Annotated in this window: 7 protein-coding genes; 6 read left to right on the top strand and 1 reads right to left on the bottom strand. The window is 71.8% G+C overall.

Annotation, left to right across the window (positions count from 1 at the left end; translation table 11 throughout):
* Positions 1–72: 72 nt before the first annotated feature.
* A complete protein-coding gene (locus ABTZ99_RS43510; RefSeq protein WP_498781911.1) occupies positions 73–1,083 on the bottom strand; it encodes a LacI family DNA-binding transcriptional regulator in 1,011 nt (336 codons plus the stop codon).
* A 151-nt stretch (positions 1,084–1,234) separates the two neighbouring features.
* Here ABTZ99_RS43510 and ABTZ99_RS43505 point away from each other — a divergent pair, with 151 nt between their 5' ends.
* From ABTZ99_RS43505 to ABTZ99_RS43480, 6 genes are all read left to right on the top strand, one after another.
* On the top strand, positions 1,235–2,473 hold the full coding sequence (locus ABTZ99_RS43505; protein WP_499618991.1) for a sugar ABC transporter substrate-binding protein: 1,239 nt from the start codon (positions 1,235–1,237) through the stop codon (positions 2,471–2,473).
* A 4-nt stretch (positions 2,474–2,477) separates the two neighbouring features.
* Positions 2,478–3,359, top strand: a complete 882-nt coding sequence (locus ABTZ99_RS43500) for a carbohydrate ABC transporter permease (protein WP_499618988.1) — start codon at positions 2,478–2,480, stop codon at positions 3,357–3,359.
* Positions 3,356–4,168, top strand: a complete 813-nt coding sequence (locus ABTZ99_RS43495; protein ID WP_499618986.1) for a carbohydrate ABC transporter permease — start codon at positions 3,356–3,358, stop codon at positions 4,166–4,168. Before ABTZ99_RS43500 ends, ABTZ99_RS43495 begins: the two co-directional genes overlap by 4 nt.
* Positions 4,169–4,182: 14 nt before the next feature.
* Positions 4,183–5,895 carry an amylo-alpha-1,6-glucosidase gene (locus ABTZ99_RS43490; protein WP_499618983.1) on the top strand — a complete coding sequence of 571 codons (1,713 nt, stop codon included), beginning with the start codon at positions 4,183–4,185 and terminating at the stop codon, positions 5,893–5,895.
* 217 nt (positions 5,896–6,112) lie between these two features.
* Positions 6,113–7,945 (top strand): RICIN domain-containing protein, encoded by a 1,833-nt coding sequence (locus tag ABTZ99_RS43485; RefSeq protein ID WP_498781901.1) that lies wholly within the window; start codon positions 6,113–6,115, stop codon positions 7,943–7,945.
* Positions 7,946–8,541: 596 nt separating this feature from the next.
* Positions 8,542–11,277: a beta-L-arabinofuranosidase domain-containing protein gene (locus tag ABTZ99_RS43480; RefSeq protein ID WP_498781900.1), complete on the top strand. Its 2,736-nt coding sequence runs from the start codon at positions 8,542–8,544 to the stop codon at positions 11,275–11,277.
* Positions 11,278–11,315 lie beyond the last annotated feature (38 nt).

The raw sequence follows: 11,315 nt of genomic DNA, 5'->3' as shown, positions 1-11,315 counted from the left end.
GGGGTGGGGGGCCCGCCCCCGCCGGGGGGGGCCCCCCCCACCCCCCCCACCCCGAGGGCTCGGCAGTGGTGTTCAGCGGCGGCGTGCTCCCGTGCTCGACCGCAGTGCGATGGCCGGTTGGAGCAGCGCGTTCCGCGGGGTGGCGCCGGGGTCGGCGATCTGCTCCACCAGCAGGTCCACGGCGAGCCGGGCCATCTCGCCCGCGGGCACGTCGGCGGCGGTCAGGGGTGGGTGGAAGGCTTCCGCCAGGCGGCCGGCGATGACGCCGGTGATCGAGAAGTCGCCGGGCACGTCCAGGTCCGCGCGGCGCAGCGCACGTTGGAGGCCGGGCAGCGCCGCCTCGTTGATGGTCACCGCCGCCGTCACCTCCGGCCACCGCCGGCGGATGTCCTCGAAGCACGCGGAACCCGCGGCGGGCTCGTCGGCGCAGCAGACCGTGTGCGCGGTCAGCCCGCGTTCCTCGGCGGCGGCGAGGAAACCGGTCGACGAGCGCAGCGCCGGGCCGTAGCCCGCGGCCACCAGCTCGTCGGACCGGTTGATCAGCACGACGTCCTGGTGCCCGAGGTCGGCGAGGTGGTGCACGCAGCGCCTGATCAGCTCCGCGTAGTCCACGTCGACCCACCACGACGCGCCGGGGTGCTCGACGTGACCGATGGTCACGAACGGCAGCGCCTCCTGCTCCAGCCGCGCCACCCGCGGGTCGTCGAGGAGGATCTCCATCAGGATCACGCCGTCCACCCGGCGGCCCGTGACGATGCGCTCGAACGACCGGTCGTGGTCGCCGCCGCTGGGTGACAGCAGCACGTCGAGGTCGTGCGCCGCCGCCACCTCGACCACACTGGCGACGAACCCCAGCTGCACGTCCGTCAGCCGCCTGCTCGCCGGGGGTATCACCAGGCCCAGCGTCCGGGTCCGCCCCTCGGCCAACGCCCGCGCGCTGGCGTTGGGCCGGTAGCCCAGCTCGGCGATCACGCCGTTGATGCGCTGCGCCGTCGCCGCCGACACCGGCCGCTTCCCGCTGAGCGCGTAGGACACCGTGCTGCGCGAAACGCCCGCGCGCCTGGCGATCTCACCGATGTTCATCCGCTCTCCGTCCAACCGGTTCGACAGGCGTTCGATGATATGTCATGCGGCTCTTGCGTGCGCTCCTTGCCGCCGATACGTTGACGCAGCCTCGCAAGGTCGAACCGGTTCGATGAGGTGTCAGCGTCGCCGCCAGGAAGGACCGACCCCCATGAAGCGCACTTCGCCCAGCCGACGCGCGGCCACCGCCCTGGTCGCCGCGGGACTGGCCCTGACCGCGTGCACGTCCAGCGGGAACACCGACGGGAGCGCCGCCGGGCCCTTCGCCGTGTGGGACCCCTACCCGCAGTTCGACGGCAGCTCGGAGTGGGTGAAGGTGATCGAGAAGTGCGGCGCGGAGGCAGGCGTGGAGGTCGAGCGCCAGGCGTACGACACCTCCGACCTGACCAACAAGGTGCTGCTCGCCGCGCAGCAGGGCACCGCGCCGAACGTGCTGGTCGTGGACAACCCGGTGGTCTCCACGCTCGCCGAGGGCGGGGTGCTGCGGGCCAACCAGGACACCGGCCTGGACGCGTCCGGGGCGTCGCCCAACCTGCTGGCCGCCGGCGAGGTGGGCGGGAAGGCCTACGGGGTCCCCATCGGCGCGAACACCCTGGCGCTGTACTACAACAAGGCGGTGCTGGCGCAGGCCGGCGTCGACCCGGCATCGCTGACGGACTGGGCGTCGCTGGACGCGGCGCTGGCCAAGGTCACGGGCGCGGGCAAGAAGGGCATCACGTTCTCCGCGATCGGCACCGAGGAAGGCTCCTTCCAGTTCCTGCCGTGGTTCTGGGGCGCGGGCGCGCAGCTGACCGACCTGTCCTCGACTCAGGCAGTGGCGGCGGTGGAGCTGTGGAAGTCGTGGTTGGACAAGCGGTACGCGCCGAACTCGGTCGTCGGCAACACGCAGACCACGAGTTGGCAGGAGTTCGCCACCGGCGAGTACGCGTTCGCCGAGAACGGCACCTGGCAGCTCGGCAACGCGGCGGAGCTGGGCTTCGAGCACGGCGTCATCCCGATCCCCTCGCGGGACGGCGGCGTCGCGCCCGCGCCGACGGGCGGCGAGTTCGTCACGGTGCCCGTGCAGGGCTCCGCGGACCGCGAGGCCACCGCGGCGAAGATCGCGGACTGCCTGGTCGGCCCGGACACCGTGCTGGCCACCGACACCGCGCTGACCTACGTCTCCGCGATCGGATCGGTGCGGGAGCAGCAGGTCGCCGCGCGGCCGGAGCTGAAGGTGTGGGTCGACGCCGTCCAGGCCGCTAAGGGCCGCACCGGCGACGGCCTCGGCATCCGCTACCCGCGGATCTCGCAGCCGCTGTGGACCGCGGTGCAGGCGGTGCTGACCGGGTCGAAGCCCGCCGCGGACGCGCTCGAGGACGCCCAGAGCGCCGCCGCGTCGGCGAAGTAGCGCCGTGGTCCGCCGCAACCTCGTCGGCTGGGCGTTCCTCGTCCCGCTCGTCGCCTACCTGCTGCTGTGCTACGGCTACCCGCTGCTGACGACCCTCGACCTGAGCATCCGCGACTACACCGTCCGCACCTTCGTGCACGGCGGCGCGCAGGTGATCGGGCTGGCCAACTACGCGGACGTGCTCGCCGACCCCGTCTTCCGCACCGCCCTGCTCAACACGGTCCTCTTCACGGTGACCTCGCTGGTGTTCCAGTACACCGCCGGGTTGGCGCTGGCGGTGTTCTTCACCCGCCACTTCCGGCTGTCGGCGACGCTGCGGGCGCTGTTCCTGGTGCCGTGGCTGCTGCCGCTGATCGTGTCCGCGTCGACGTGGGCGTGGATGTTCGACAGCGAGGCCGGGGTGGTGAACGCGGCCCTGTCGTGGTTCGGCGTCTCCGGCCCGCACTGGCTGACCTCGCCGGACTGGTCGCTGACGTCGGTGATCATCGCCAACGTCTGGATCGGCATCCCGTTCAACCTCGTCGTGCTGCACAGCGGGTTGCAGAACATCCCGGCCGAGGTGCACGAGGCGTCGGCCCTGGACGGCGCGGGCTCCTGGCAGACGTTCCGGCACGTCACGTTCCCGATGCTGCGGCCGGTCTCCGCCGTGACGCTCCTGCTCGGCCTGGTCTACACGCTGAAGGTGTTCGACATCATCTGGATCATGACGCGCGGCGGCCCGAGCGGGTCGTCGACCACCCTCGCCACCTGGTCCTACGAGCTCGGGTTCGGCAGCATGCTGCCCCGCTTCGGGCCCAGCGCGGCGGTGGGCAACGTGCTGATCCTGCTCGCCGTGGTCGCGGGCTTGGCGTACGTCCGCGTCCAGCGCCACCAGGACGCGTCATGACCCGGCCCCGGTGGCGCACCGCGGTGGGCCTGCTGCTCACCGCCGTGATGCTCTTCCCGGTCTACTGGATGGTCAACGTCTCCCTCACCCCGCCGGGACGGATGCGCAAGTCCCCGCCGGACCTCTTCCCGGGCAACCCGACGTTCGAGGGGTACGCGCGGGTCCTGGACGAGCAGCTGCCCTACTTCGGGACCAGCCTGCTGGTCGCGCTCGGGACCGTGGTGCTGACGTTGGCGCTGGCCGCGCCCGCGGCGTACTCGCTGGCGAAGCTGCGCCCGCGCGGGCGGGGACCGCTCACGTTCGTGCTGCTGGTCGCGCAGATGATCCCCGGCACCATCATGGCGTTGGGGCTCTACGGCATCTACGTCCAGCTCGGCGTCACCAACACCCTGTGGGGCCTGGTCTTCGCCGACTCGACCATCGCGGTGCCGTTCGCCGTGCTGATCCTGACCTCGTTCATGTCCTCGGTGCCCGACGAGGTGGTGCAGGCGGCTCGGATCGACGGCGCGGGCGCGTGGCGCGTGTTCTGGTCCGTGGTGCTGCCCGCCAGTCGCAACGGGGTGGTCACCGCCGCGTTGTTCGCGTTCCTGTGGGCGTGGTCGGACTTCGTGTTCGCCGCGACGTTGGACGCCGGAGGAGCGATGCAACCGCTCACGCTCGGGATCTACCGCTACATCGGCAACAACAACCAGGAGTGGAACGCGATCATGGCGACCGCCGTGGTCGCCTCCGTGCCCGCCACCGCGCTGCTCGTGCTGGCCCAGCGCTTCGTCGCCGCCGGCATCACCTCGGGCGCGGTCAAGGACTGACCGAAGGGACCTTCGTGGACGACTTCTCGGTGCGGGAGATCCCGTTCAGCCATCCGGGGGCGTGGTTCGACCTGTCCGCGGTCGTGGGGCTCGCCGACTACGCCGACGACCTGCACCTCGTGTCCCACCGCAACGGGATGCACGCGGTGCTGTCCCTGACGCCCGTGCTGGCCGGCGCCCGCGTGACCGCCGAGGTCGCGGCGAACCCGGTCCTGCTCACCTGGACCGCGGGCCGCGGCGAGGTCGCGGCGGCGTTCGAGTCGCCGTCGGCGCTGAGGGTGTCGGGCCACGGCCTCGGCCTGCGCATCGCCGCGGCGGACGCCACCTTGACGCCCTTCACCGGGACCTACTTCTTCCGCGACCCCGTCACCTCGTCGTACGTCTTCACCTCCTACGAGACCGGCCACCGCTACCGGGTGACCGTCCTGGCGGGACGCGAGGACGTGCACGGCGACTCCGCGCTCGGCACGGCGGAGCGCGCGGTCGTCGTCGGCGGGGACGGCGGCCGGTGGGAACTGGTGGTGGAGGAGATCACGACCGCCCGCAAGCGGTTCTCCACCGGGGCGACCTTCGCCGAGGTGGTGGCGGCCGCACGGCGGTCGTTCGAGCGGTTCACCGACCGGGTCGCGCCCTGGCGCGGCGACCGCACCCCCGCCGCCGAGCTCGCGTGCTACGTGCTGTGGTCGGCCACCGTGAGCCCGTCCGGGTTCCTCCGCAGGCCGGCGGTGCTGATGTCGAAGAACTGGATGGACAAGGTCTGGAGCTGGGACCACTGCTTCAACGCCCTCGCGCTCGCGCCCGGGGTTCCCGACCTGGCGTGGGACCAGTTCCAGGTGGTGTTCGACCACCAGACCGAGGAAGGCGCGCTGCCCGACTCGGTGACGCACGCCGAAGTGCTGCACAACTTCGTCAAGCCGCCGATCCACGGCTGGGCGGTGGGCCGGTTGCGGTCGAAGCTGCCCGGCGGCATCCCGGCCGCCGAACTGCCGGGCCTGTACCGGCAGCTGGCGGCGTGGACGACGTTCTGGCTCGACCACCGCCGGGCGCCGGGGGAGCCGTTCCCGCACTACGAGCACGGCAACGACAGCGGCTGGGACAACTCCACCGTCTTCGGCGACCGGCGGCTCGTGCAGTCCGCCGACCTGGCGGCGTTCCTCGTGGTGCAGCTGCGGGAGCTGGCCCGGTTGGCCGGGGAGCTCGGCGACCCGACCGCCGCGGCGCGCTGGGCAGGGGAGGCGGACGCGATGCTGGGCGCGATGCTGACGGGGCTGTGGGACGGCACGACGTTCACCGGCCGTGCGGTCGACGGCACGTCGCGCGCCACCGCGAGCCTGCTCGACCTCATGCCGGTCGTCCTGGGCGCCGACCTGCCCCCCGACGTGCACGCGAAGCTCGCCGAGGGCGTGGCGCGGCACCTCACCCCGGTGGGCCTCGCCACCGAACTGCCGGACTCGCCCTGGTACGAGGCCGACGGCTACTGGCGCGGCCCGGTGTGGGCCCCGTCGACCGTGCTCATCGAGGACGGCCTGCGCCGAGGAGGCGCGGTGGAACTCGCCGACGAGGTCAGCGCCCGGTTTCGGGCGGTGTGCGAGAAGAGCGGCTTCGCCGAGAACTTCGACGCCCTCACCGGCCACGGCCTGCGCGACCGCGCCTACACCTGGACCGCGAGCGCGTACCTGCTGCTCGCCGCGGACGCCGAAACCCGACCGGCCGGACCGCGGCGCTAGTTCCCCGCCTCGGCGGCCCGCTTCGGCAACCGTCGACGCCCCGGGTGGCCTGACTTCGGCGACCGTCGACGGCCGTGGCGGCCTGACTTCGGCGACCGTCGACGCCTCAGCCGAACCGGTTCGACCCTTGTCGTGCAAGCGAGCCGGCGCGTACGGTGCAGAGCTAGTCGAACCGGTTCGACCTCTCTTCGCCCCATCACCGACAAAGGAGTCACGCGTGGCCACCAACCCCGCAAGGCGGCGAGGTCGCGGCGTCACCGCCGGCCTCGTCATCGCCGCCTCCGTCGTCACGTCCCTCGTCTCGCCCGGTCCGGCGGCCCTGGCCGGGGACGAGTCCATCTCCGTCGACTTCTCCGTCGCCGGCGGTTCACCGACCTACCGGGCCTCCGGCTGGATCTACGGCATGACCGAGAACGGGTCCGGACCGGCGGACCACTTCTTCCGCGACGTGAAGTTCCGGTACATGCGCGCCGGTGGCGCCCAGCTCGACGGGCCCGGCGGCTGGGTGGCGGGCAAGTACGACCGCCGGTGGAACGCCACCCGTGCCCAGCTGCTGCGCACCCGGTCGCTGGGCGGCGAGTTCATCCTGCTGCCGCACGACCTGTGGGGCGCGGACGGCTACCCGATCTCCCGTTTCCCGGGCGACAACGGCAACTGGGCGGACTACGACAACTTCCTCACCCGCCTGATCGACGACGTGCGGGCCACGGGCGTCCCGGTGCAGTGGGACCTGTGGAACGAGCCCAACATCACCCCGTTCTGGAACCGTCCCCAGTCCCAGTACTTCGAGCTGTGGCGGCGCACCTACCAGCGCGTGCGGGCCGCGTTCCCGCAGCAGCTGATCGTGGGTCCGAGCTTCGCGGGCGTCCCGACGACGAACGGGACGTGGTGGAACCAGTACCTCGACTTCATCCGCACGTCCAACACGGTGCCGGACATCATCAGCTGGCACTCCCTGCCCGGCGACCCGGTGGCCAACGTGGCGGCGGCGAACACCACGCTGGACTCGCGCGGCATCCCGCACCCGCGGCCCTACCAGATCAACGAGTACGGCGCGTCCAACGAGCAGAACCCCGGTGACGGCGCCTGGTACATCGCGCGCCTGGAGCGGGCGGGAGCCGACGGCCTGCGGGCCAACTGGGCCAGCGCGGGCAACCTGCACAACGACCTCGGCAACCTGCTCGTGCGCAACTCGGCCGGGCAGCACCAGCCCAAGGGCGAGTGGTGGGTCTACCGCTTCTACGGCTCGCAGACGGGGCAGGTCGTCTCCGTCACGCCCAGCCCGGCCTACGACGCGTTCGCCACGAAGGCCGACGGGGTCGCGAAGGTCCTGGTCGGCGGTGGCGGCACCACGGGCAACGTCGCGGTCCAGCTCCGGCGGCTGGACGCCACCAGCGGCATCGTGCAGAACAACCAGGTGCGGGCGGTCGTCCAGCGCATCCCGCACAACGGCGGCGGCGCGGTCCAGGGGCCGATCACCGTGCAGAACTCCGTGGTGACGCTGTCCGGCAACGGCGCCACGGTCAACCTGCCGCACACCGCCATCGACGACACCTTCACCATCACGCTCCTGCCGCCGTCGAGCCGGGGAGTCGCGTCCGTGGCCGTCGCCCAGCACTCGCAGCAGTGCCTGGACAACGCGGACCTGGGCACCGCCGACGGCAACCGGCAGCAGCAGTTCCCCTGCGAGGGCGGAGACCAGCAGCTGTGGGACTTCCGGCCGGTGACCGATGCGGCCGACACCTACACCGTCGTCAACGCGCAGACCGGCAAGTGCCTCGACGTGAACGGCTCGTCCTCGGCCGACGGCGCCGCGGTGCAGCAGTGGACGTGCCTCCCGGGGGCGCGGAACCAGCAGTTCGCGCTGCGGAAGGTCACCTACTCCGGCAACGACCCCCACGACCGCCAGCTCGTGGCCCGGCACAGCGGCAAGTGCGTCGACGTCAGCGGGGTCTCCACGGCGGTGCGCGCCACGGTCCACCAGTGGACCTGCAACCCCGTCGGCCAGTCGAGCCCGCGCAACCAGACGTGGCGGCTCTGGGGCTTCTGACGAAGCGGCGCGGCTCTGGTCGCCCGGCGATGTTCACGCTCACACGAATCAGCCTGCGGTCGATCAGGTTTGCTGGTCCTGTAGCGGAAGAGAAGGCGAGATCACCTCTGTAAACAACCAAGTTCAAGCGATCGGCGACCCGGACGCGCTGCGGCCCGCTAAAAGTGAGCGTGAACATTTTAGCGGGCCGCATTGTTGACGCCCGGCTCGGGCGGTGGCTACTGTGCTGACAGCCGGGCCGCCGGGCCCGAGTCGGTCACGCATCCGCCGGCACGACCGCCCGTCAACGACGACGATGGGGATTCCGATGCGACGAACACGGCACGCCGCGCACGTCCCGACCCGACGCCGATCGTTGCCGCAGCCGGACGTCCTGACCCGCTGAACCTCCGCGGTCGGCGCCTTCGCGCGGCGCTCCTAGCGCGCCGACCCGTCGCGGCGGCTCCGCCACGTCGTCCCTGATCTCCCTTCGCCGACAGGTCCTGCCGGCCGCACCGCGATGTCCCGGCCGGTCGCCACGGCGGCGCGCCCGCCTCACCGCGCGTGCCGGTCCCGCGGGACGTCACCGGCCTTCCCTCCAACCCACAGGAGAGCCCATGTCGTCACCCCTGAGCCGCCGCACGCTGCTGCAAGCCGTCGGCGTCGCGGCCGTCGCGACGACCGTGCCCGGCCTGACCACGGGGTCCGCGGTCGCGGCGTCGGTGCCGCCGGTCCGGCCGGACCTCGGCGTGGCCGCCCACCCGTTCGACCTCGGCGAGGTGCGGCTGAGCCCCGGTCGCTGGATGGAGAACCAGAGCCGGACGCTGACGTACCTGAAGTTCGTCAACGTCGACCGGCTGCTCTACAACTTCCGCGCCAACCACCGGCTGTCCACCAACGGCGCGGCGGCGCTGGGCGGCTGGGAGGCGCCGAACTTCCCGTTCCGCACCCACAGCCAGGGCCACTTCCTCAGCGCGTGGGCGCAGGCGTGGGCGGTGCTGGGCGACACCACGTGCCGGGACCGGGCGAACCAGATGGTCGCGGAGCTGGCGAAGTGCCAGGCGAACAACGCCGCCGCCGGGTTCAACACCGGGTACCTGTCCGGGTTCCCGGAGTCCGACTTCGACGCGATGGAGGCGGGCTCGCCCAAGTCGGTGTCGTACTACTCGCTGCACAAGACGTTGGCGGGTCTGCTGGACGTGTGGCGGCACATCGGCAACACCCAGGCGCGCGACGTGCTGCTGCGGTTCGCCGGGTGGGTGGACTGGCGCACCGGCCGGCTGTCCTACAGCCAGATGCAGCGCGTCCTGGGCACCGAGTTCGGCGGCATGAACGCCGTGCTGACCGACCTGTACCAGCAGACGGGGGACAGCCGGTGGCTGGCCGCGGCGCAGCGGTTCGACCACGCCGCCGTGTTCGACCCGCTGGCGGCCAACCAGGACCGGCTCAGCGGGCTGCACGCCAACACGCAGGTGCCGAAGTGGATCGGCGCGGCGCGCGAGTACAAGGCCACGGGGACGACCCGCTACCGCGACATCGCGTCGAACGCGTGGAACATCACGGTGGGCGCGCACACCTACGTCATCGGCGGCAACAGCCAGGCCGAGCACTTCCGCGCGCCCAACGCCATCGCCGCCTACCTCAACACCGACACGGCCGAGGCGTGCAACACCTACAACATGCTCAAGCTGACCCGTGAGCTGTGGCTGCTCGACCCCAACCGCGCCTCCTACTTCGACTTCTACGAGCGCGCCTTGCTCAACCACCTCATCGGGCAGCAGAACACGGCCGACCCGCACGGCCACATCTGCTACTTCACCGGCCTCAACCCGGGCCACCGGCGCGGCAACACCGGACCCGCGTGGGGCGGCGGCAACTGGAGCACCGACTACACGACGTTCTGGTGCTGCCAGGGCACGGCGCTGGAGGTCAACACCTCCCTGGCGAACTCCATCTACTTCCACAACGGCACCACGCTGACGGTGAACCTGTACACGCCGTCGGTGCTGACCTGGGCGCAGCGCGGGATCACCGTCACGCAGACCACGAGCTACCCGGCGTCGGACACCACCACGCTGACCGTGACCGGCAGCGTGAGCGGGTCGTGGACGATGCGCCTGCGCATCCCCGCCTGGACCACCGGCGCGACGGTCAGCGTCAACGGCGTGGCGCAGGACATCGCCACGACCCCGGGCACCTACGCGAGCCTCACCCGGTCGTGGGCTCCCGGCGACGCGGTCACCGTGCGCCTGCCGATGCGGGTCGTGGTGCAGCCCTCCAACGACAACCCCGCCGTCGCCGCGGTCACGTTCGGACCGGTCGTGCTGTCGGGCAACTACGGCAACACCGCCCTGAGCAGGCTGCCCGCGCTGGACACCGCCTCGATCACCCGCACCGGCACGTCGGGCCTGGCGTTCACCGCGCGAGCCGACGGCGCGACGGTCAACCTCGGGCCGTTCTACGACGCCCACGGGCACAACTACACCGTCTACTGGAGCACCAGCGGCGGCGGTGGCGGCTCGGACGCGGGCTACCGGCTGGTGAACGCGGCCAGCGGCCTGGTGCTGGGCGTGCAGGACATGTCGACCGCCGACGGCGGCCTCGCCGTGCAGTGGAACGACACCGGGACGGCCGACCACAACTGGGAGCTGGTCGTCGACGGCAGCGCCGTGCGGGTGCGCAACCGCAACAGCGGCAAGGTGCTCGGCGTGGAGAACGCGTCCACCGCGGACAACGCCCGCGTCCTGCAGTGGAGCAACACGGGCGCCGCCGACCACAAGTGGACGGTCCTGGACAACGGGGACGGCACCCACAAGCTGCGCAACGGCAACAGCGGCAAGCTGCTCGCCATCCTCAACGGCTCCACCTCGGCGGGCGCGCAGGCCGTGCAGGACCCGGACAACGGGACCGCCGACAACCGCTGGCGGTTCGTGCCCGTCGGCGCCCGCCGCGTGCAGAACCTCGCCAGCGGCCTGGTCCTGGGCGTGCAGGACATGTCGACCGCCGACGGCGGCCTCGCCGTGCAGTGGGACGACAACGGCACCGCCGACCACCTCTGGACCGCCGTGGTGGACCCCGACGGCTACTTCCGGCTGCGCAACTCCCACAGCGGCAAGGTCCTCGGCGTCGAGAACGCGGCCAACGCCAACGGCGCCCGGGTGCTCCAGTGGGCCGACAACGGCACCAACGACCACAAGTGGCGGCTGCGCTACGGCACCGGCGGCTACTTCCGCATCCAGTGCGGCAACGGCGGGCGCGTGCTCGGCGTCAACGGCGCCTCCACCGCACGCGGCGCCCAGATCGTGATCTGGGACGACAACGGCACCAACGACCACCTCTGGCGCTTCATCTGAGTCGACGACGCGGCGGCCCGTCCGGTGTTCCGGACGGG

This window comes from Actinosynnema sp. NPDC002837 (genome assembly GCF_040295345.1).
Classification (GTDB): domain Bacteria; phylum Actinomycetota; class Actinomycetes; order Mycobacteriales; family Pseudonocardiaceae; genus Actinosynnema.
This window is presented reverse-complemented; position numbering and strand designations above follow the sequence as displayed.

Bases quoted from the DNA above. Each gene is read 5' to 3' on its own strand.
- ABTZ99_RS43480 (WP_498781900.1), top strand. From the start codon at position 8,542: ATGTCGTCACCCCTGAGCCGCCGCACGCTGCTGCAAGCCGTCGGCGTC.
- ABTZ99_RS43510 (WP_498781911.1), bottom strand. From the start codon at position 1,083: ATGAACATCGGTGAGATCGCCAGGCGCGCGGGCGTTTCGCGCAGCACG.
- ABTZ99_RS43495 (WP_499618986.1), top strand. From the start codon at position 3,356: ATGACCCGGCCCCGGTGGCGCACCGCGGTGGGCCTGCTGCTCACCGCC.
- ABTZ99_RS43505 (WP_499618991.1), top strand. From the start codon at position 1,235: ATGAAGCGCACTTCGCCCAGCCGACGCGCGGCCACCGCCCTGGTCGCC.